The sequence below is a fragment of the Flavobacterium sp. UGB4466 genome, from assembly GCF_903469665.1.
GTDB lineage: Bacteria > Bacteroidota > Bacteroidia > Flavobacteriales > Flavobacteriaceae > Flavobacterium > Flavobacterium lipolyticum.
Map to the genome: position 1 here is coordinate 23,634 of NZ_CAGKLC010000009.1, position 23,242 is coordinate 46,875.

Consider the following 23,242-nt stretch of genomic DNA (forward strand, 5'->3'; position numbering starts at 1 on the left):
TTCCTGTGCTTTTGTATCTTAAGAGTAAACGAAAATTATTTTTCGATTTCTCGCATAGAATCCATTTTCTTATGCGCCAGGAATCCTGCAACATCTTCAAAGTGCTCTTTTACACGTTTGTTTCCAAATTCAAACACTTTAGTAGCCAAGCCGTCAAGGAAATCACGGTCGTGAGAAACCAAAATTAAAGTTCCGTCGAAATCACGTAAGGCATCTTTAATAATATCTTTGGTTTTCATGTCCAGGTGATTCGAAGGCTCATCCAGAATCAATAAGTTTACAGGCTCTAACAATAATTTAATCATTGCCAAACGAGTTTTTTCTCCTCCTGAAAGCACTTTTACTTTTTTGGTAATATCATCTCCCTGGAACATAAACGCTCCCAGAATATTTTTAATCTGAGTACGGATATCTCCTACCGCAATAGCATCGATCGTTTCAAAAATAGTAGCATTTTCATCTAATAAAGAAGCCTGATTCTGTGCAAAATATCCAATTTGTGCGTTATGTCCAATCTCAACACTTCCGGAATCAACTCCAATTTCCTTCATGATCGCTTTGATCATGGTCGATTTTCCTTCTCCATTTTTCCCCACAAATGCTACTTTCTGACCACGTTCGATAACGACATTAGCATCTTTAAATACCACATGGTCTCCATAAGCCTTAGACATTTCTTTTACAATAACTGGGTATTGCCCGGAACGTGCCGCTGGCGGGAATTTTAAACGTAATGCAGAAGTATCTACTTCATCAACCTGAACAATTTCAAGCTTCTCCAGCATTTTTACACGAGACTGAACGGCGTCTGTTTTTGAGAATGTTCCTTTAAAACGATCAATAAAAGCCCTGTTATCAGCGATCATTTTTTGCTGTTCATCGTATGCTTTTTGTTGGTGTATACGACGGTCTTTTCTCAATTCTAAATAATGAGAATATTTCGCTTTGTAATCGTAAATCCTTCCCATGGTCACCTCAATAGTACGATTCGTAATATTATCTACGAATGCTCTATCGTGTGAAATCACAACTACTGCTTTTGCCGAATTAACCAAAAACTCTTCCAACCATTGAATACTTTCAATATCCATGTGATTGGTTGGCTCATCCAGTAAAATCAAATCCGGTTTTTGAAGAAGAATTTTAGCCAATTCGATACGCATTCTCCATCCTCCTGAAAATTCAGAAGTCTGACGAGTAAAATCTTCGCGCTCAAAGCCTAAACCAGTTAATATTTTTTCAACTTCAGCTTCGTAGTTTACTTCTTCGATCGCATAGTATTTCTCACTTAAATCTGAAACTCTCTCGATTAGTTTCATGTAAGCATCACTTTCATAGTCGGTACGAACCGTTAATTGCTCGTTGATTTCATCGATTTCAGCTTTCATTTTAAAAATTTCTCCAAAAGCCTTAGAAGCTTCTTCCATTACAGTAGAACCATCTTTTGTTAACAAATGCTGAGGCAAATAAGCCACAACAGCATCTTTCGGAGTCGAAACACTTCCGGTAGAAGGTTTACTTTGACCGGCAATTATTTTTAAAAGTGTCGATTTTCCCGCACCATTTTTACCCATAAGGGCAATTTTATCATTTTCATTGATAGCAAAAGAAACATCGCTAAATAATGTAGTTCCACCAAACTGAACCGAAATATCGTTAACTGTAATCATTATCTTCTGTGAATTTGTTTAATCGGTTAATCGTTTATTTGACAACCCATTTTTTTCGTGGTGCAAAGATAGATTAATTAGATAATTAGGCAATTAGATAATTAGAAAATGTGGCAATGTGATAATTCTTCAAAACCTATTCCAAAACAAAACCCGACAGGATTTTAAATCCTGTCGGGTTTGCTAAAATTATCTAATTGCCTAATTATCTAATTTAGTCTTTCCTCCATTTTTTAGTTTCTTCGAAAATGTGTTCTAAAATTGAAGCTTCTGTTTCGTCAAATTCAATATTTCGGCGTCCCATAACTAATTTCGCTGTTTCAAAAGCTTTTTTAGTCACATAAGTTGTAAAACCAGCTGCCCCGCCCCAAGAAAAACTTGGAACAAAATTGCGCGGAAAACCGCTCCCGAAGATATTAGCACTTACTCCAACTACTGTCCCGGTATTGAACATAGTATTGATACCACATTTACTGTGGTCTCCCATCATTAAACCACAAAACTGAAGTCCGGTTTTAGCAAAACCTTCGGTTTCGTAGCTCCATAATTTCACCTCTTCGTAATTGTTCTTCAGGTTCGAATTGTTACTATCTGCACCAATGTTACACCATTCGCCTAAAACAGAATCCCCTAAAAATCCATCATGACCTTTGTTTGAATTCGCAAAAAGCACCGAGTTCTTAACTTCTCCACCAATTCTCGATCCGGGACCTACTGTTGTAGCTCCGTAAACTTTGGCGTTTAGTTTCACCTGTGCATTCTCACATAAAGCAAAAGGTCCGCGAATTACGGTTCCTTCCATAATTTCTGCATTCTTACCTATATATATTGGCCCATTAGAAGCATTCAGTGTTACGAACTCTAATTTTGCTCCTTCTTCCAGAAATACGTTTTCGGGAGCAATAACGTTTACACTTTTTGGGATTGGCTGCGATTTTCTGTCTTCGGTCAAATACTGAAAATCTTCACGGATCGCAGCATCGTTTTTAGAAAAAATATCCCAGGTATGTTCTACGGTCAGACAAGCGTCATTGTATGGAATGATTTCATACGAATCAAAATCAACTTCTTCCTGATTTTCATTCGTAAAAAAAGCAATTACATCATCCCCTTTAAAAATAGCCTGATTAGCCTTTAAATCTGAAACCATCTCAGCAAGTGCATCATTTGGTAAATACGCTGCATTGATCATTACATTCTCTTCCATTTCTACCATTGGAAATTTTTCCGATAAATAATCTTCGGTAATGGTCGTTATAGTAGAACCTAAACGCGCTTCCCATTTCTGGCGAATCGTCATAATTCCAATTAATATGTCGGCAACAGGTCTTGTAAAAGTAAAAGGTAATAATGCATTCCGGACGGGACCGTCAAAAAGAATGTAATTCATAAATAATTAAATTTGATACTTGTTAAAATCTTGATTTGGTTATCGGGTTCAAAGTTACAATTATTTTATTTGTGTCATTTGTACTGTAACAGATATAGTTTATTTTTTTTAACCGCAAAGAGCGCGAAGATTTCACACAAAGTTCGCCAAGTTATATTTGCAGGTATGCCTTTTTAAAGGGGTAAAGCTCGCAAAGCTTTGTAAATAGAGACTTTACATGAAACCTTGTACTTGTTTCTATTAAATAAAAAAAGCCTTCCGAGTGGAAGGCTTTTGTATAATTTTAAACCGCTATTATTTTTTAGCGTGTTTTGCATATTTAGTTTTGAATTTATCAATACGTCCTGCAGTATCGATAAGTTTAGATTTACCAGTATAAAATGGGTGAGATGTTCTAGAAATCTCCATTTTTACAACTGGATACTCAACTCCGTCAACTTCAATTGTTTCTTTTGTATCTGCAGTAGATTTAGTGATAAAAACTTCGTCATTTGACATGTCTTTAAATGCAACTAATCTGTAATTTTCTGGGTGAATTCCTTTTTTCATCTTTTTATTTTATTTATTGTTTAGAGCATTTTTATTTTGAAGCTTTTCCATGGTTAGAAAAAGGTGTAAACAACGATACTCTTTTTTGTTTAAAACTTTTAATTATTTTTAAGTGTGCAAATTTACAACTTTTTTCGAATTAACAAATCTTTTAATCAATATTTTTAACGAGTCGGCGATTTGCATTAAAATTTTTAATATCTATCTCCTGTGTACTCGTAATTACTATATTTGTGGATTAATTTTAAAACATATACAAATATGATCAATGAAGTTATTAAAAAGAATGGAATTACTTACGGTGTAATGATTGGAATTGCATCTGCATTATTTACTGCTACGATATACGCGATTGATCTGAATCTGTTCACAGCCTGGTGGATGGGTATCATAGGTATTGTAATCAGTTTGACAATCAGCATTGTTTTACTTTCTAAAACCAAGAAAGAATTAAAAGGAGTTTTCCCTTTCAAAGATGCTTTTACCACTTACTTTATAGCAGCTGTGATTGGGGTTCTAATTTCTACTTTATTTAATATTGTTTTATTTAACGTTATTGATCCGGGCGCAAAAGATACTTTAAACGAAATCATGATCAAATACACTGCAAACATGATGCAGAAATTTGGAGCTCCTGCTTCATCAATTAATGAAGCCATTAGCAAAATGAAAGAAAGCAGCCCTTACTCGACTTTTGAATTATTAAAGGGATCTGTTTTTGCAATTGTTATCAGTGCCATTTTCGGATTAATTTTCGCCGCATTTTTTAAAAGCAAAACTACACAAGAATAAAAAAATAAATGAATTTATCTATACTTATACCGCTTCTTAATGAGGAGGAATCACTAAAAGAACTCTATTCGTGGATTATTAAAGTGATGCAATCTAACAATTACTCTTATGAAATCATTTTTGTGGATGATGGAAGTACGGATGATTCTTGGAATATCATTGAAAGTTTCTCTAACGAAAATCCGAATGTAAAAGGAATTCGTTTTATGAAAAACTTTGGAAAATCGCAGGCTCTGCATGCCGGTTTTGCCAAAGCACAAGGAGATGTTATCATCACCATGGATGCGGATTTACAAGATAGCCCGGACGAAATTCCGGGTTTATATGAAATGATCACAGTTCAGAAATTTGATTTGGTTTCAGGATGGAAAAAGAAACGTTACGATTCTGTAGTAGCAAAAAATCTTCCTTCAAAACTATTTAACTGGGCCGCCAGAAAAACTTCAGGTGTCGAGTTAAACGATTTCAACTGCGGATTGAAAGCTTATAAAAATGCAGTAGTTAAAAACGTTGAAGTTTCGGGCGAAATGCACCGTTACATTCCGGTTTTGGCCAAGAATGCCGGTTTTAATAAAATCGGAGAAAAAGTGGTTATTCATCAGGCCCGTAAATATGGTGAAACTAAATTTGGGATGGAACGTTTTATAAACGGCTTTCTTGATTTGATTACGATTTGGTTCTTATCCCGATTCGGAAAAAGACCTATGCACTTGTTTGGTGCCATTGGATCTTTGATGTTTATCATCGGATTTTTACTGGCGGGTTATATCGGAATTTCAAAATTATACCATATGTATAACGGAATGAAATACAGCCTAATCACCAATAATCCATGGTTTTTCATTGCTTTGACTACCATGATACTGGGAACGCAATTGTTCCTGGCTGGTTTTCTGGGTGAAATTATCCTGAGAACCAAAAACAACGAAGCTCGTTACAAAGTAGCCCGAGAGGTTAATTTTTAACGCAAAACCTTAGCCCCGATAGTAGTGAAAATCCTTTTTCTTTTTCCTTTAAAAAGAAAAAGATTGAAACGGATAGCGGGAATAAGCTCTATAAAAAACTTATTATTTTAATACAAAAAGACACGAATGATGAATATAGCACCTAATATTCTAAATGCAGTAAACGAATGGCTAACCCCTACATTTGATAGCGAAACGCAAGCTGCTGTTAAAGAATTAATGACAACCTCACCAAAGGAACTAGAGGAAAGTTTTTATAAAAATCTGGAATTTGGAACTGGCGGAATGCGTGGTGTGATGGGTGTTGGAAGCAACCGAATTAACAAATACACCCTTGGAAAAAACACTCAGGGCTTATCTGATTATTTACATATTGCATTCCCAAACCAACCATTAAAAGTAGTTATTGCGTATGATTGTCGTCACAACAGCAATACCTTAGCAAAGATTGTTGCAGATGTTTTTTCGGCAAACGGAATTCATGTGTATTTATTTTCAGATTTGAGACCAACTCCGGAATTATCCTTTGCTCTTAAATATTTAGGCTGCCAATGTGGAATTGTATTAACGGCCTCTCACAACCCACCGGAATATAACGGTTATAAAGTATACTGGGAAGATGGCGGACAAATTGTACCTCCACAGGATACTGCAATTATCGACACGATCGAGAATTTAGGTTATGATAGAATTAAATTTAAAGCTAACGAAAGCCTGATCGAGTATATCGATAGCGAAATCGACAAAGCTTTTGTAAAATCGTCTATCGAAAACGCAAGCTTCAATACTCCTGCTAAAGCAAAAGACAACCTACATATTGTTTTTACTTCTTTGCACGGAACCTCTATAAAATCTATTCCTGATACTTTATCACAGGCAGGTTATAAAAACGTACACATCGTACCGGAACAAGCTATTCCTGATGGAAATTTCCCAACGGTAAAATCTCCAAATCCTGAAGAACCTGAAGCTTTAACTATGGCTTTGGCTTTGGCTGATAAAACGAATTCCGATATTGTAATCGGAACAGATCCTGATTGCGATCGTCTTGGAGTTGCTGTTAGAAACAACGAAGGCAAACTGATTTTACTGAACGGAAATCAAACTATGGTTATGATGACTGCTTTCTTATTGAAACAATGGAAAAAAGCGGGTAAAATTAACGGAAAACAATTCATTGGATCTACCATTGTTTCCACTCCGATGATGATGGAATTAGCCACTAATTATGGTGTTGAATGCAAAGTAGGATTGACAGGTTTTAAATGGATTGCCAAAATGATCAAAGATTTTCCTCAACTTCAATTTATTGGAGGCGGTGAAGAAAGCTTTGGTTTCATGGTTGGTGATGCCGTAAGAGATAAAGATGCCGTTGCTGCAACCTTATTAATCTGTGAAGTTGCCGCTCAGGCAAAAGCAGCAGGAAGCAGTGTTTACAAAGAACTTCTTCAGCTTTATGTTGAAAACGGTTTCTATAAAGAACATTTGATTTCTATAACCAAAAAAGGAATGCAGGGTCTGGAAGAGATCAACCAAATGATGATCAGTTTGCGCGAAAATCCATTGAAAGAAATCAGCGGACAACGTGTGATCATGATGGAAGACTACCAGACATCAATTGCTTTGAATTTATTGACCGGAGAAGAATCTGTAATGGATATTCCAAAATCAAATGTATTGATTTATTACACTGAAGACGGTTCTAAAATTTGCGCAAGACCAAGTGGAACTGAGCCAAAAATTAAATTCTACATTAGTGTTAATGCACAGTTGGATTCCGTTGAGGATTTCGATGCGGCAGAAAGCTACCTGGACGAAAAGATACAAAGCATTATTGCAGGTATGCAATTGAAATAAAACAATGAGTGACAAGCCTGACACAAATGACAAACCTGAACTATTAGACTCGATAATTGGACTAATAGATCAGACACGTCATTTTGTTGCCAAAACGGTTAATCAGGAATTAACAATACTTTATTGGAAAATCGGAAAAACGATTAATGAAGAGATTCTAAAAAATGATCGGGCCGATTATGGAAAAAAAACAGTTCAAATCTTAAGCCTGGAATTATCCAAAAGATACGGAACGGGGTTTAGTAAAAGAAACATTCATAGTTTTATAAAACTTAACACTATTTTTCAAGACTTTACAATTGTGCAGACACTGTCTGCACAATTGAGTTGGTCTCATTTATATTCAATACTAAGCATTGACAACAATATAAAACGTGAATTCTACATCCAAATGAGTATTCACGAAAGATGGAGCGTTCGAACTTTACAAGACCGCGTGGACAGCATGCTTTTTGAAAGAACTGCGATCAGCAAAAAACCCGAAGAAACAATCATTAATGATTTAGCTTTACTCAAAAACGAAAAACTAATTAGTCCGGACTTAACTTTTCGCGATCCGTATTTCTTAGATTTTTTAGGATTACATGACACTTATTCCGAAAAAGACTTAGAAAGTTCCATCTTAGCTCAATTACAAAACTTCATCACAGAGATGGGCAGTGAATTTGCTTTTCTAGCCCGTCAAAAAAGAATCACTATTGATAATGAAGATTTTTATATTGATTTACTTTTTTACCATAGGGGATTAAAATCTCTGGTCGCTATTGATCTAAAACTTGGAAAATTTAAAGCCGGCTATAAAGGCCAAATGGAATTGTATTTACGCTGGTTAGAGAAAAACGAACAAAAAGAAGGAGAAAACAAACCAATTGGATTAATTTTATGCAGTGAGAAATCACCCGAACAGATTAATTATCTAATGCTGGACAATGACGAACAAATCAAAGTCTCAGCCTATTTAACCCAATTACCTGAAAAAAAATTATTATTAGAAAAGCTAGAAAAAGCAATTGCCATAGCAGAAAATAACATCAAAAATAAATGAGTAATTTCAAAAAAATAGTTCCTTTTATATACCCGTATAAAAGATATGCATTCTTAAATATCTTTTTTAATATTTTGTATGCACTTTTTAGCACGCTTTCTTTCATGGCATTAATTCCGATGCTTCAGGTTTTGTTTGACAAAACGAAGAAGAATTATGTGATGCCCACTTATGACGGAATTACCCATGCAAAAGAATTTGCCGAAAACTATCTGAGCTATTACATTACAAAGAATACCGATCCTAATAATCCCGGATTTATACTTTCTGTGATGGTTGCTCTTATCATTTCGATCTTTTTACTGAAAAATTTAGCCGACTATCTCGCTATGTTTTTCATTAATTTTTTACGAAATGGTGTATTGAGAGACATGCGAAATGCATTGTATAAAAAAACATTGGAACTGCCTTTGGCTTTTTATTCTGAAAAAAGAAAAGGAGACGTTATCTCCCGAATCTCTGCTGATGTCAATGAGGTTCAGACTTCGTTTTTAGCCATTTTAGAACTTATCGTAAAAGAACCCTTAACGATTGTTTTTACCATATGTGCTATGTTAATCATCAGCGCTAAACTTACCCTGTTTGTATTTGTTTTTATTCCTGTTTCCGGATATATTATCTCCTTAATCGGGAAACAATTAAAAAAACAGTCGGGTAAAGCTCAACAGGAACAAGGCAGCTTTTTATCGACTATCGAAGAAACGATTGGTGGTTTAAAAGTGGTAAAAGGATACAATGCTGAGAACTATTTCAATACTATCTTTCAAAATTCAACGGAACGTTTTTTCAAACTGTCCAACAGTATTGGAAATCGCCAAAACTTAGCCTCGCCTGCCAGTGAGTTTATGGGAATTACTGTAATTGCAATATTACTTTGGTACGGAGGCCAAATGGTTCTGATTGAAAAAACACTCGACGGTCCCTCTTTTATTGCCTATATGGGATTAGCTTATAATATTTTAACTCCTGCAAAAGCAATCTCTAAGGCTTCTTACGGGGTAAAAAGAGGAAACGCCGCTGCAGAACGTGTTCTTGAAATTTTAGAGCAGGAAAACACCATTACCTCTAAAGACAAAGCAGTTGAAAAAACAACGTTCGACAGTAACATTAGCGTTCAGAATATCAACTTTAAATATGAAGACGAAACTGTTCTGAAAGACTTTTCTCTTGACATCAAAAAAGGACAAACCGTTGCACTTGTTGGACAATCCGGTAGCGGAAAAAGCACAATTGCCAATTTGTTAACCCGTTTTTATGATGTAAACGACGGAACAATTTCGATTGACGGCATCAATATAAAAGATATGAACTTACAGTCTCTTCGCAGTTTGATGGGACTGGTAACTCAGGACAGCATTTTATTCAATGATACCATCAAAGCCAATATTGCCTTAGGAAAACTAGACGCTACAGACGATGAAATTATCGAGGCCTTAAAAATTGCAAATGCTTTTGAATTTGTAAATAACCTCCCTTTAGGTATTTACACCAACATTGGCGACAGCGGAAACAAACTTTCAGGAGGACAAAAACAACGATTATCAATTGCCAGAGCGGTCTTGAAAAACCCGCCAATTATGATTCTGGATGAAGCCACATCAGCATTGGACACTGAAAGCGAAAAATTTGTTCAGGTGGCTTTAGAGAACATGATGCAAAACAGAACTTCAATTGTAATTGCTCACCGACTTTCAACCATTCAGAAAGCGGATGTCATTGTTGTGATGCAAAAAGGTAAAATCGTAGAACAAGGAACTCATGACGAATTGATTGCCCACAACGGAACCTACAACAAACTGGTGACTATGCAATCTTTCGAATCATAAACATAAGTAGACAGGCTTAGCCACAAATTATACAGATTACCACAGATTATTTTTCTCTCAACGAATTAAAATCTTATATTTATCTGTATAATTTGTGGCTTTTTTATTTCGAATATTCTTAAATCCGTAAAAATGTACCTTAATACTTCAAACATAAAACTTCCGGATGACCCGGATACAATTGTCTGGAAATACTTAGACTTATCTAAATTCCTTGATTTATTAATGTCCAAAAAACTATTCATGTCCCGTTCTGACAAGTTTGAGGATCAGTACGAGGGTACTTTTAGCGAGCCAACCTTTGAAGAGATTAAAAAACTGGCCATAGACAATCCTGATTTTTTAAATTACTACAAAACCCATCGCGAACAGGTAGCCATAAGCAGCTGGCACATCAACGAATATGAATCGTTTGCCATGTGGCAGATTTTCACCAAAAACAATGAGGGTTTAGCTATTCAGTCTACCATTAGAAGGTTACAGAATGCTGTAAAACCGGAAAACAATTTCGATCAATACATTGGCGAAGTAAATTATATCGATTACAAAAAAGAATACATTCCGTTTGAAAATTTATTTTTCCCCTTTTTATTTAAGCGCAAAAGCTTTCAATATGAGCGCGAAGTTCGAATTCTTACCGATACTTCAAAAAGTGACATTAAACTAAACGATGGATTAAAAATCAACGTTGACCTAAAGCAATTGATCGAAAAGATCTACATTCATCCAAAATCCGAAAACTGGTACAAAAAACTGGTAATTGATTTAACGGAACGCCTGGGATTTGATCTCGATATTGAGAAATCGGATCTGGAAAGTGATATTTTGATATAGTTTTTTTAAAGGTGCTAAGGTACTGAGATTCTAAGGTTCTGAGTTTTTTCTTATCAGCTGTCAAGGATATAAAAAAGCCATTTAAAAATTGATTAACAATTTTTAAATGGCTTTCATCTTAGTATCTCAGTACCTTAGAACCTTCTAAATAGGCTTATAACTCTTCACTTCCCATTTTTTTGAAGCTAAGTCAATATAGTTATAGTGTAAAACATCATTTTTATCAAACTGCCCGTTTTGATTGGTATCTTCAATCGTTCTAAAATACAAACGATTTCTTGATTCGATTAAATTCCAGTCTACCAATTCCTGAAAATCTTCTGAAACTTTAGTAAAGTGTTCACCACTGATATTACTTAAATACAAGGTCTTAATATCACTAGTATCAATTTTACCATCTTTATTAGTATCTGAGTCGGCCAGAGTATAGACCATAATCTGATTCTGTGTTTTATCAGCAACCGTTTTTAAATAAGTAGCCGTCAAAATCAGGGCTGGTTTATCTGTCAAAGGACGTATGGAATCTGAATCAACTTTCTGAAACTTCAGGTTCTGCAAATAACCCGTGATTTCAAATTCTCCTAAATTAGAGATTGTAAAACTTACATCATTTACACTCGAAGAGCCATAACGGGCTTTTGTTCCTTTTTCAAAAACACGCAAGTCTCCAACCGGATGAATCAAATAACTTGTTCCTTCCATTTGAATCGGCAAATCGGCTATTTCAATCTGTGTAGAATCTGTTTTTGTAACAGTATTCGTTTTACTGGCGGTATCGTAAATTACTTTAGGTTTCTTCACTTCATCCTTACAACTTGTAAGTGTTCCGATGCTTGCCAGGGCTATATAGGTTAAGATCTTTTTCATGTATGCTAATTCTATTAGGATATCAAATATAGTATTTTTGATTGTATTATCTAGTTTTATTGAATTTTACTAGAATCCACTTCTATAAGTTGTTCACGCAGATACTTGCCTGCTTAGTAGAAAGAACGAAATCAATATTTTATAATCTCGCATTCAGCTTCACATTAAAAACCCTTGAGGTCATATAATTTGGAATTGCATACTGGTTTTTAGAATACACATCGCGAACCCAGGTATTGGTAATCGCATTTTGATTATTGAAAAGATTAAAAATTTCAACTCCAACAGACAATTCTTTAAAATTCTTCAACCATTTAGCCTTAGCAACTTTCGTGTTTCCATCTACAAAAACTTTCGCAAAACCAACATCGGCTCTGCGATAATCATTCAATCTCCTTTGATACAGATATGGATCTGAATAGGCCGGTGCTCCTCCGGGTAAACCGGTATTATAAACCAGATTCAAATACAACTTTACACTTGGAATACTTGGCATATAATCCTGAAACAGCATCGCAAATTTCAATCGCTGATCTGTAGGCCTCGCGATATAACCTTTGTTTTCATAGTTTTCTTCAGTTTTTAAATACCCAAAGCTAATCCATGATTCTGTTCCGGGTACAAACTCGCCATTCAGTCTGAAATCAACTCCTTGCGCGTAAGCTTTTGCATTATTATTGGCAACATATCGAATTCTGACATTATCGATCGAATACACATTTACATCCGAAAGCGATTTATAATAAAGTTCTGTAACCCATTTAAAAGGACGGTTCCACATTTTAAAATTATAATCGTTCCCCAAAACGATATGAACGGATTCCTGCGCTTTCACATTTGGATTTACCACACCATTTAAATCCCTAAGCTCTCTATAAAAAGGGGGTTGATGGTACAATCCTCCGGAAAGTCGGAAGAGCATGTCCATATCCCAATCCGGTTTTAAAGTAAATTGGGCACGCGGACTGAAAACGGTTTGAGTCTTACCTTCAACAGCACCTCCTGAAACATTCCAACTCTGAAAACGAGCTCCCAGATTGTACCAAACCTGACTGGATCCTATTTCTGATTTTTTATTCCATTGCGCATATCCCGAAAAGCGGTTTATGGTATTAAAATTTGTCGCTCGTACCTCCTGATACGGTAATAACGGCCCCGTATAAGGCTTATAAGGCTGATTGTTCTTCGGTAAAAAAGCGATAGGTGGATTAATCGAGAATCCAGCCGAATCAATCATCTCCCACTCTACAATTCGATCCCGAATCGATTCACGCGTATATTTCAAACCAAATTCCAACTGGCTGTCATTTTTCCATTCTTTAAAACCTTTGATTTCTGCATTGGCAATTAACGCATCCAAATCATTTCGGGCATGGCTCAATTGCGAACCTATTCCACGAGTGAAATCAACATTTGAGGTGTCTTCATTCTCTATATTACCCAAACGATATTGTGCGAGAATATCAAAATGCTCCTGTTCTATGGTATGAAAAAGGGAACCAATTAATTTCAAAGTAAAAGTAGGTGAAGCTTTGTAAGTCGTTTTCAAGGCACCGAAGTAGGTATTGTACTGATCCCGTTCCCTGCCTTCATAATACACGGCAAGCGCCATCGGTTGATCTATGGTCCCGAATTTTGTCTCACGGGTTAAAGGCTGATACAAATATTTGTTTTGAGAGATATTCCCTAAAAAGCTCATTTGCCATTTTTTAGAAATATCATAATTAACATTGGTCTGAATATCTGCAAAAGTTGGAGTATAATTCGTTTGCGTGTCCTGACTATTCACCAACAAGCTATTATTTCTATAACGAACTCCGGTTACAGCCGACCATTTCTTATTTTTAGAAACCGCATCGACCGATATACTTCCGCCAAGCAAACTGGCTTCAAGCGAAGCGCCAAACTGCGTTGGTTTTCTATAAGTGATGTCTAAAACAGAGGATAATTTATCTCCAAACTTTGCCTGAAATCCTCCTGCCGAAAAGTCAACATTCTGCACTAAATCGGTATTGGTAAAACTCAACCCTTCCTGTTGCCCGGAACGAATTAAAAACGGGCGATAGACTTCGACTTCGTTCACATACACCAGATTTTCATCATAATTTCCACCCCGAACAGCATATTGTGTACTCAGTTCATTATTGGAATTTACACCTGACAGTGTTTTCAAAATATTCTCGATTCCGGCATTGGCTCCCGGTATTTTCTTAATAGTAGCGACATCGACATTTGCGATACCCTGAATCCTCTTCTTACTTTTAGAAGAAACAAAAACTTCTCCCATTTGTTCTTCGGAACTGCTCATTAAGGGATTAAAAACGAAAATCTCATTTGAGGCTAAATGTACGGTCAGACTCATCATTTTTAAAGAGACGTGGGTAAAAATCAACGAAATCTTTTTACCTGAAGGCACTATAATTTCATAAAAACCATCTGAATCAGATTGCGAAACATTCCCGGAAGAACTGATATTTACTCCAGCCACAGGATGTTGCTGCTCATCCAGAATAACACCTTTTACATGAGCCTTCTGAGCAAATGAAATACTGGTCGTGCATAAAAAAAGGAAAACGGCTATTAACTTAATTTGATTCAAGTGTTTGGGTTTTATTTTTGTTGGCTTCTAAAAAAATGAGTCTCAAAGATAGCAGAATTTCCTACATTATCAATCACTTCAATTTTTAAATCATTTGCTCCTTCTGCAAGGAGAGTATCATCAAAAGTATGTGTTATTTTTCTTGATTTACTTTCATATTCAAACAGAATCCAGTTCCCATTAAGATAACCGTTGTACGATTTGATTCCGGAAGAAGCATCATTAATGGTAAATTCTATCTTTTTAACTCCCGTAATCCACTTGTCCTGAATTGGTTTTACGATTTTAATGACAGGCGCTATAGTGTCCAGAACTAATCCAAATTGCCCTAATATTTTTGATTTGGCAGTAAAAACATCTCCTTTTCTCACTGTTCCGTTATAACTGGCAGAGTTTCCGCTAAATCTTCCAATAAAAAGTTTATCCTTCAGGGTTTCCGGAAACGAGCTGTCCTTAATCGTAATGGTAAAATTGGAGTGTACCGGAACGGTATCGTCGTGAACGTAAATACGATTATTTTTAACATCAAAGTTTAAATTAAAATCATCATAAAAAGTTCCAGCCGGAAAAAACACAGACCCATTGTCTTTTTCAAAATTTGAATCTTTATTGGCTTTAATAAAGTATTTTGAAGTTACTGGCTCCTCTTTGACAATTGGCGTTGCCGTGTCGTATTCAACCGGAACAGTAACCGTGCTTAAATTTCCAAAATAATCCGAAACCTCAATTCTATAAGTGGATGCTAAATTAGGTTGGGCCGAAACAATTCCACGTAAGGAATCAGTCTTAATAATGCTCAACGCATAAGGTGTTTTCATAAAGAGTTTCTGAACCCGCTGACCCGACTTTTTATATTTACCATAATCGATAAAAGCATTTATGTATCGCATCTCATCGAAGGAATAGGTATTGAATTGATAATTGTAATTTTGATTTCCGTTCAGAAAAGTAGAAACATTAAAAACACCATTTTTATTAAACGAAACATCATCATAATCTACCGCAGAAATCCCGAAACCAATTCTACCATTGGCTTTTACTTTACCAGCCAGATAAGTCCCGTCTTTCTGCAAGGCGACATTCAGTAACAAAGGCTGTTTGGACTGATTTACCGTTGCATTATCCATCGGATAAACATACACACTCGAAATACCAGGCTTTTTAGTGTCTTTTAGATTTTTATCGAAGCCAAAAAATAGGGGATTAATCACAAATTCTGTTTTAGTATCCCGAATTTCAAAATGAAGATGCGGTCCTTCTGATGAACCTGTATTGCCGGAAAGTCCAATCAGATCACCTTTTGTAACCGGTAGTTCGTTGGGTTTTGGAAACATTTCAATTTCATAGGCCTTTTCTTTATAATGCGTTTTTGTCACATAATCCAAAATGGATCCTACCGGAGTTTGCAAATGTCCATATACCGAAGTGTATCCGTTTGGATGTGTAATGTAGATGCATTTACCGTTGCCGAAAGTCGAAATTTTAATTCTCGACACATATCCGTCAGCAATGGCGTACACCTTTAATCCTTCCCTCTGATTCGTTTTCAAATCAAACCCCGCATGGAAATGATTTGGCCTCAACTCCCCGAAATTACCGGAAAGCTGCATGGGAATATCCAGTGGCGGACGAAAATAATCTTTTGGATATTGCGTCTGCGCAAAAATAAACGGACTAAAAAGCAGGGCAAGTAACGAAAATCTCATAAGTAACATTTTTGCTAAGATAAAAAATTAAGCAGCGAAAACCGAGTATCACGCCACAAAAATACAATCGATTGAATTTCATTCGTTTGTTTATTTTTAATGTAAAAAAATCGATAAAAAATTGCATTAATAAAAAGGAATACTAACTTTGTAGGATTAAGTAATGAATAGGATTTATAATGAGTGTAATTGCCGAAATAATTGATACTCTTGAATATAAAGTCGAAAAGCTTTTTGAGAAATCGAAAGGCTTGGAGCATAATAATCAGGCTTTACAATTAGAATTAGCCAAAGCTGCGCAAATTATCCAGAAACAATCTGAAGAAATTGAAGCTTTGAAAAGGCAACATGAAACACTTAAGATCGCCAATTCGTTACTCGGCAGTGACAACAACAAGAGAGAGACAAAGCTTAAAATAAATTCATTAATTCGCGAAATTGACTACTGTATAGCACAGTTATCCGATTAACCAAGACGACATGGACGGAAAGCTTAAAATTAAAATATCAGTTGCAGACAGAGTTTACCCTTTAACGGTTGAACCTGCTCAGGAAGAAGGACTCAGAAGTGCTTCTAAAAAAATTGATGCTATGATTAAGCAATTCGAAGAAAGTTACGCGGTTCGTGACAAACAAGATGTTCTGGCGATGTGTGCCCTGCAATTTGCATCGCAAGTCGAACAAAAACAAATTGACAATGCGATCGATGGAGAAGAAACTATCGAAAGAATTAAAAGATTAAATGCGCTATTAGATCAATATCTCGAAAATTAAACGTTCTTTTACAACAACTAAGATACTGCCTACATTAGTTCACAATTGGTAAACTCAACACTAACAATTTAGAATGAGCAAATCGTCGCTACTATAGTATGCCATGCTTCGGCTTGGAAACTTGAACAGTGAGTTAGCTCAAAACTTGTCTTTACGAGTTTATTCAAGCAATTAATGTAGGCTTTTTTTATATATAAATTTTTACAAACATGGACATAATAACGATCATTATTTCAGGTATTATAGGAATTGCGGTAGGTTTTGCAATTGCTAAAATTATCGAAAAAAGCAATATTTCTAACCTCATTAAAAACGCCAAAAAAGAAGCAGCTTCCATTTTAAAAGATGCTAATTTAGAAGCAGAAAATATCAAAAAAGATAAAATTCTTCAGGCAAAAGAGCGTTTTATCGAACTAAAATCAGAGCACGAACAAGTTATTTTAGCGAGAGACAAAAAAGTAGCGGAGGTTGAAAAAAGAGTACGCGATAAGGAATCACAAGTTTCTAACGAACTTTCGAAGGCAAAAAAAGTAAACGACGAGTTTGAATCCAAAACACAGGAATACAACAACAAAATTGACGTTTTAGACAAAAAACAAACTGAAGTTGACAAATTACACAAAAGTCAATTGCAACAGCTTGAAGTAATCTCAGGACTTTCTGCCGAAGAAGCAAAAGAACAATTAGTAGAAGGATTAAAAGCCGAAGCTAAAAGCAAAGCAATGTCTCACATTCAGGACACTATCGAAGAGGCAAAACTTACTGCGCAGCAAGAAGCGAAGAAAATTATCATCAATACGATCCAGAGAGTTGGAACCGAGGAAGCAGTTGAAAATTGCGTTTCAGTATTCAACATTGAATCTGATGATGTAAAAGGTAGAATCATTGGACGTGAGGGACGTAACATTAGAGCTCTTGAAGCTGCAACGGGAGTTGAAATCATTGTTGACGACACACCTGAAGCGATCATCCTTTCTTGTTTTGACCCTGTTCGTAGAGAAATTGCCCGTTTATCTTTGCATAAACTAGTAACAGACGGACGTATTCACCCTGCAAGAATTGAAGAAGTAGTTGCTAAAACAGCGAAACAAATTGACGACGAAATTATCGAGGTTGGTAAACGTACTGTTATCGACTTAGGAATTCACGGTTTACATCCTGAATTGATTAAAGTTGTAGGTAGAATGAAATACCGTTCTTCTTACGGACAAAACTTATTACAGCACTCCAGAGAAGTTTCTAAACTTTGTGGTATCATGGCTGCCGAATTAGGCTTAAACGTAAAATTAGCCAAAAGAGCTGGTTTACTTCACGATATTGGTAAAGTTCCGGATACTGAAAGTGATTTACCTCACGCCTTACTAGGTATGCAGTGGGCAGAGAAATATGGCGAAAAAGAAGAAGTTTGCAACGCTATTGGAGCGCACCACGACGAGATCGAAATGAAATCATTACTTTCTCCGATTGTTCAGGTTTGTGATGCTATTTCAGGTGCACGACCAGGAGCGAGACGTCAGGTTTTAGATTCATACATTCAGCGTTTGAAAGATCTTGAAGAAGTTGCTTACGGATTTAGCGGTGTGAAAAATGCATACGCAATTCAGGCTGGTAGAGAACTTCGTGTAATTGTAGAAAGCGAAAAAGTTTCTGATGACAATGCTGCGAATTTATCTTTCGAGATTTCACAAAAAATCCAAACTGAAATGACTTATCCGGGTCAGGTAAAAGTTACTGTAATTAGAGAAACCAGAGCGGTTAATATTGCAAAGTAATCTCAATATATTATTCATAAAAATAAAGGCTATCTTCTAAAACGGATAGCCTTTATTTTTTATATCACTACCACTACGGTCTGGTAATTTACACTTAGCTCATCAGTCTTCGACTTCGCTCAGACTGACACTCAAATCTTCGCTCAGACTGATACCCAAATCTTCGCTCAGACTCACATTTTCGACTTCGCTCAGGACGACAACCTTGATAAACCGTCCTAAATATTGATACTAACATTATCAATAAAACTACTGCCATGACTACTGTCACTGCGACTGAGACTGCAACACCCCCTAAATATCGTTAAAGATAATTTTAAAGCTCGTTCCTACTCCCACTGTACTTTCTACTGAAATACTCCCTTTCATTGCCTCGATTTGATTCCTGGTAATATAAAGTCCAATTCCCCTTGCCTCCTGATTTTTGTGAAAAGTTTTATACATTCCAAACAACAAATCACCGTACACCGCCAAATCGATTCCCAAACCATTATCCGTAATTTTTAACGACTTGTAACCGTCCGGTTCGATTGAAAAATCAAAAACAATAACAGGATCTCTGTCCGGATGCGCATACTTTATAGCGTTTGTTGTAAAATTCAGTAAAACACTTTCCAGATAAGCCGGGTTAAAATTAATTGTCAAATACCTTGGAACATTATTTACAATGGTAACTTTCTTATCCTTGTCATACCCTCTAATCGTTGAAATTGTTTTCTCAATGTATTCTGAAAGCTTTAATGGCGCCACAGCAATATTGATATTACTTTGTGTCTTTACAATCTGGGTTAAATTGGCAATCGTATCGTTCAGATCATTAGAAACAGTTCGCAAATGTTCTAACATTTCGTTTACAGTTTGTTTGTCAACATCCGCGTCAATGAAATCGAGGATCGACTTTATATTTCCGGCCTGCGTATTCAAATTATGTGAAACGATATGTGAAAAATTCACCAATCGGCTATTTTGATCACTGTACAATTTCATCGTTTTTAAGAGCTCCAACTCTTTCTCTTTTTGTAAAGAAACATCAGTATGTGTCCCAATCACACGCAATGGCTTTCCATTTTCATCCCTTTCAATCACCTTTCCACGATCCAGAATCCACTTATAATTACCACTTGAAGTCATGACACGATGGTAATTTTCGTAATATGGGATCTTATTATCAAAATGCTCCTGTATATCCGAATAGTACTTTGGAAGATCCTCGGGATGCACAATCTTATCCCAACGTTCCGGATCATCGAAAATATCAGCGGAATCTAATTCTAAAATTTTTAACGACAATGACGAATAGAAAACCCTATTGGTTACCATATCCCAATCCCAAATTCCGGCAGTAGAGGCCTCTAGAGCAAATTGAAAACGCTCTTCAGAAATACGTAGTTTTTCTTCCTTATCTTTCAATTCCGTAATATCCGAAACATGTCCAAAAAAGCTAACACACCCGTCAGCGGACTGCTCTGTTTTGGCAGAAACCTTGAACCATCGCATCCCTTTTTTAGGTAAAACAGCTCTAAATTCAACATTCCAGGGCTTTGCTTCTTTACGTGCTTTGACTAAAGACTGAAAAAACACATCACGATCCTGAGGAAAAATCCGGTCGTAAATGACCAATTTAATGTCATTGGTAAACTCTTTTACACTAAGTTCAAAAATATCGTCAGCTGATTTACTAACCAGAGGGAAAGTATACCTGTTTTCGCTGTCCACAACAAACTGAAACAGCAGATCCGGCATTTCGGCAAGCAATTTTTTATAAAAATTATTTACCTCTAAGCAATTCTCATTTCCATATAAATCAAAAACCATATATCACTTATTTATGTAGATTGAAATATTAAAACAATGATCCCAATAGTAAAAAACAAAAGCTGAAACTGGCTCTTTTATTCTCTAATTACCACAAAATATTATACAATATATTACTTTTTTGATTTAAAAACGACTTCCGGCTTCAAAAATTACTTCCGTGGATGAAAAGATAACATTACCTCTTTCAAAAAACTCCTGTCTAAATGCACATAAATTTCGGTCGTAGTAATCGATTCGTGCCCTAACATCAACTGAATTGATCTTAAGTCGGCACCATTTTCAAGTAAATGAGTTGCAAAAGAATGTCTTAATGTATGTGGACTAATACTTTTATGGAGGTTAATTTTTACAGCAAGATCTTTTATAATGGTAAAAATCATGGCGCGTGTAAGCTGATTACCTCTCCTGTTCAAAAATAAAGTATCTTCACAACCTTTTTTTATTTTAAGATTCACCCGAATCTCCTTCTGATAAATCTGGATGTATTTCTGAGCGAATTTACCCACCGGAACAAAACGCTCTTTATTTCCTTTTCCGGTAATCTTAACGAACCCTTCTTCAAAAAATAAATCTGAAATTTTTAAAGAAACCAATTCCGAAACCCTAAGTCCGCAGCCGTACAAAGTTTCTAGCATTGCCCTATTTCGTTCACCTTCATTGGTACTCAGATCAATTGCCGCAATAAGAGAATCAATTTCATCTAAAGACAGCGTATCGGGCAATTTCCGCCCTGTTTTAGGAGTTTCGATCAGCTCCATCGGATTGTCGTTTCTGTAATCTTCAAAAACCAGATAATTAAAAAAACTTTTCAATCCCGAAATAATTCTCGCCTGTGATCGTGGATTGACTTCTTTAGCTACCGCATAAATAAACTGCTGAACCGTTTCGTCATCAATCTTTATGGGAGAGATCTCTATACTATTAGTTTCCAGAAAAAGACACAAGCGTTCAATGTCAAAACCATAGTTTTCGATCGTGTTTTTAGACAAACCTCTCTCGATGCGCAAATACGACTGATAATCTTTTATGTAACGGGTCCAATTCATAGCTACAAAGTAAAACATTTTCAGGCATAAAAAAACCTTCCGGATTAGGGAAGGTTACAAATTTTATTATTGGATAAAATTAGAATTTGTAGGCTAAAGATAACGCAAGGTTACTGTTTTTAGCACTATCATAATAATCATCTGAATTATCAATATCTTTATCAGAAAGCGGAGATAATCCGATTGTGTAACGAAGACCTGCTGAAAGGTTATCCGTAAAACTGTATCCGGCTCCTAAGTTAAAACCAAGATCTACCGATCTGGTCAAATCTTTAATGTTATTACCATTTACTTTAGCCGATAACAAAACACCAAGCTGTGGACCCGCTTCAACATTGAATTTTTTATCAATGATATAATACTTCGCAACTACAGGAATATTCAAATAGTTCAACTTAATATCCGTGTCATTCAATGAACCGTCAACTTTAGTTCCCTGAGCAGAAAATAAAAGCTCAGGCTGAATAAAAAATCTTTGAACCACATGAATTTCTGCAAAACCTCCAACGTGAAAACCAACAAGAGCTTTAGTATCTTCAACATCTCCTCCAACTACTGATGAAATATTAAGACCTCCTTTTACTCCGAATCTCGTCTTTTGTGCATTAGCAAAACCAAATACCATTACTGCCATAGCAGCCAAAATTATTCTTTTCATTACAATTTGTTTTTTGAGTTATTCACCCCAAATATAAAGATAACCTTATTAAAAAAGAACTTGGATGCTAATTAATAAATTGTAAATACCGTTTTATGTCTATATGAACAGACCTTTCTTCTTCATTATAACCCAATATCAAATCCAGAATATCAAAATAAACTTACGAAATAAAAAATTTTCAAAACACAATTTGAACTATAAATCTGACTAAATAATAAATACAACCTAAAAAACCGATCACAAATAAACTTCTTAAATAGAGCCAATTACAAGCCTAAAACCAATAAAAATGGGAAATTTAGTAATTATTTAAACCAAAATATAAAACAATAAATTCCTAATTCTGTAGTTTTGACTAATAAATAACATTAAAAAAAAACAAATTTTAAAACCACTTTTATGAAAAAGATAATCTTAGCAGCTGTATTGTTTATTGCAACTTCAGCTACAATTCAGGCGCAATTAGTACAATTTGGAGTTAAAGCAGGGGTTAACTTTGCAAGCCAACCAGGAGACGCATCATTACGAGGTGTAGCATTTGACAAAGAAGGAATCACAAGTTATCATGTTGGTGTCGTTGCAGAAGTTAAATTGTTAGAAAAATTCTCGATTCAACCAGAACTTTTATATTCTACTCAGGGAGCAACTTACAAATTTAAAGATGCTCAACAAGACTTTAAAAACGAATTAGCTTATTTATCTGTTCCTGTAATGGCTAAAATTTATATGACAAAATCATTAAGTCTGGAAGTTGGACCACAAGCTTCCTTTTTAGTTAGTCAAAAAAAAGATGTACGATTTAATGATGCTAATACATTTGACTTTGCTCTTAATGCTGGATTAGGATTAAAAATCACCAAAAGTATTTTTGTTCAGGGCCGCTATAGTTTAGGTTTAACAGATGCTTCATCTAGTGCAGATGTTAGAAACTCTGTAGTTCAGTTATCAGCAGGGTTCTTATTCTAAAAAATATATCACATACTTTTACCAAAACCGTTCTATTAATTGGAACGGTTTTTTTATTTTTACAACTGTTCAATGGCGATGGCAAAAATCAATGGCAATGGCAAT

At 35.6% G+C, this 23,242-nt stretch carries 19 protein-coding genes; 10 read left to right on the top strand and 9 right to left on the bottom strand.

Annotated features, from left to right (window positions below; genetic code table 11):
- Nucleotides 1-35: 35 nt before the first annotated feature.
- The 3 genes from JO950_RS04310 to JO950_RS04320 form a co-directional block, all read right to left on the bottom strand.
- Nucleotides 36-1,670, bottom strand: coding sequence for an ABC-F family ATP-binding cassette domain-containing protein (locus JO950_RS04310; RefSeq protein WP_017498126.1), 1,635 nt, complete (start codon nt 1,668-1,670; stop codon nt 36-38).
- A 214-nt stretch (nt 1,671-1,884) separates the two neighbouring features.
- Nucleotides 1,885-3,060 carry a GlmU family protein gene (locus JO950_RS04315; RefSeq protein ID WP_202701457.1) on the bottom strand — a complete coding sequence of 392 codons (1,176 nt, stop codon included), beginning with the start codon at nt 3,058-3,060 and terminating at the stop codon, nt 1,885-1,887.
- A gap of 294 nt (nt 3,061-3,354) precedes the next feature.
- Nucleotides 3,355-3,609, bottom strand: coding sequence for a type B 50S ribosomal protein L31 (locus tag JO950_RS04320; protein ID WP_008464817.1), 255 nt, complete (start codon nt 3,607-3,609; stop codon nt 3,355-3,357).
- 261 nt (nt 3,610-3,870) lie between these two features.
- On the opposite strand from JO950_RS04320, the gene JO950_RS04325 reads away from it, so the two are divergent.
- The 6 genes from JO950_RS04325 to JO950_RS04350 all read left to right on the top strand — a co-directional run bounded on the left by JO950_RS04325 (nt 3,871) and on the right by JO950_RS04350 (nt 10,928).
- Nucleotides 3,871-4,401, top strand: a complete 531-nt coding sequence (locus JO950_RS04325; protein WP_202701459.1) for a DUF4199 domain-containing protein — start codon at nt 3,871-3,873, stop codon at nt 4,399-4,401.
- A gap of 8 nt (nt 4,402-4,409) precedes the next feature.
- On the top strand, nt 4,410-5,366 hold the full coding sequence (locus JO950_RS04330; protein WP_070907617.1) for a glycosyltransferase family 2 protein: 957 nt from the start codon (nt 4,410-4,412) through the stop codon (nt 5,364-5,366).
- 129 nt (nt 5,367-5,495) lie between these two features.
- Nucleotides 5,496-7,223 (top strand): phospho-sugar mutase, encoded by a 1,728-nt coding sequence (locus JO950_RS04335; protein WP_202701517.1) that lies wholly within the window; start codon nt 5,496-5,498, stop codon nt 7,221-7,223.
- Between the two features lie 4 nt (nt 7,224-7,227).
- A complete protein-coding gene (locus tag JO950_RS04340; protein ID WP_202701461.1) occupies nt 7,228-8,268 on the top strand; it encodes a YhcG family protein in 1,041 nt (346 codons plus the stop codon).
- Nucleotides 8,265-10,094 carry an ABC transporter ATP-binding protein gene (locus tag JO950_RS04345; RefSeq protein ID WP_202701463.1) on the top strand — a complete coding sequence of 610 codons (1,830 nt, stop codon included), beginning with the start codon at nt 8,265-8,267 and terminating at the stop codon, nt 10,092-10,094. The genes JO950_RS04340 and JO950_RS04345 overlap by 4 nt, the downstream gene beginning before the upstream one ends.
- 132 nt (nt 10,095-10,226) lie before the next feature.
- The gene (locus JO950_RS04350; RefSeq protein WP_202701464.1) at nt 10,227-10,928 is read left to right on the top strand and encodes a DUF2971 domain-containing protein; all 702 of its coding nucleotides are present in this window, start codon (nt 10,227-10,229) and stop codon (nt 10,926-10,928) included.
- Between the two features lie 144 nt (nt 10,929-11,072).
- Here the strand turns inward: JO950_RS04350 and JO950_RS04355 are convergent, their stop codons facing one another.
- The 3 genes from JO950_RS04355 to JO950_RS04365 all read right to left on the bottom strand — a co-directional run bounded on the left by JO950_RS04355 (nt 11,073) and on the right by JO950_RS04365 (nt 16,100).
- Nucleotides 11,073-11,795 carry a hypothetical protein gene (locus tag JO950_RS04355; protein WP_202701465.1) on the bottom strand — a complete coding sequence of 241 codons (723 nt, stop codon included), beginning with the start codon at nt 11,793-11,795 and terminating at the stop codon, nt 11,073-11,075.
- A gap of 139 nt (nt 11,796-11,934) precedes the next feature.
- Nucleotides 11,935-14,394: a carboxypeptidase-like regulatory domain-containing protein gene (locus JO950_RS04360; protein WP_202701466.1), complete on the bottom strand. Its 2,460-nt coding sequence runs from the start codon at nt 14,392-14,394 to the stop codon at nt 11,935-11,937.
- An 11-nt stretch (nt 14,395-14,405) separates the two neighbouring features.
- A complete protein-coding gene (locus tag JO950_RS04365; RefSeq protein WP_202701467.1) occupies nt 14,406-16,100 on the bottom strand; it encodes a M23 family metallopeptidase in 1,695 nt (564 codons plus the stop codon).
- A 179-nt stretch (nt 16,101-16,279) separates the two neighbouring features.
- On the opposite strand from JO950_RS04365, the gene JO950_RS04370 reads away from it, so the two are divergent.
- The 3 genes from JO950_RS04370 (at nt 16,280) to rny (ending at nt 18,646) form a co-directional block, all read left to right on the top strand.
- Complete coding sequence (locus JO950_RS04370; RefSeq protein WP_202701468.1) at nt 16,280-16,570, top strand: hypothetical protein; 291 nt, start codon at nt 16,280-16,282, stop codon at nt 16,568-16,570.
- 10 nt (nt 16,571-16,580) lie between these two features.
- Nucleotides 16,581-16,874, top strand: a complete 294-nt coding sequence (locus JO950_RS04375; protein ID WP_017498112.1) for a cell division protein ZapA — start codon at nt 16,581-16,583, stop codon at nt 16,872-16,874.
- A 209-nt stretch (nt 16,875-17,083) separates the two neighbouring features.
- Nucleotides 17,084-18,646, top strand: a complete 1,563-nt coding sequence (gene rny, locus JO950_RS04380; protein WP_202701469.1) for a ribonuclease Y — start codon at nt 17,084-17,086, stop codon at nt 18,644-18,646.
- Between the two features lie 294 nt (nt 18,647-18,940).
- On the opposite strand, the gene JO950_RS04385 is transcribed toward rny, so the two are convergent.
- The 3 genes from JO950_RS04385 to JO950_RS04395 form a co-directional block, all read right to left on the bottom strand.
- The gene (locus JO950_RS04385) at nt 18,941-20,461 is read right to left on the bottom strand and encodes a PAS domain-containing protein (RefSeq protein WP_202701470.1); all 1,521 of its coding nucleotides are present in this window, start codon (nt 20,459-20,461) and stop codon (nt 18,941-18,943) included.
- 152 nt (nt 20,462-20,613) lie between these two features.
- Nucleotides 20,614-21,510 (bottom strand): site-specific tyrosine recombinase XerD, encoded by an 897-nt coding sequence (gene xerD / locus JO950_RS04390; protein WP_202701471.1) that lies wholly within the window; start codon nt 21,508-21,510, stop codon nt 20,614-20,616.
- 79 nt (nt 21,511-21,589) lie between these two features.
- On the bottom strand, nt 21,590-22,168 hold the full coding sequence (locus JO950_RS04395) for a porin family protein (protein WP_202701472.1): 579 nt from the start codon (nt 22,166-22,168) through the stop codon (nt 21,590-21,592).
- 402 nt (nt 22,169-22,570) lie between these two features.
- On the opposite strand from JO950_RS04395, the gene JO950_RS04400 reads away from it, so the two are divergent.
- Nucleotides 22,571-23,137, top strand: a complete 567-nt coding sequence (locus JO950_RS04400; RefSeq protein WP_202701473.1) for a porin family protein — start codon at nt 22,571-22,573, stop codon at nt 23,135-23,137.
- Nucleotides 23,138-23,242: the final 105 nt, after the last annotated feature.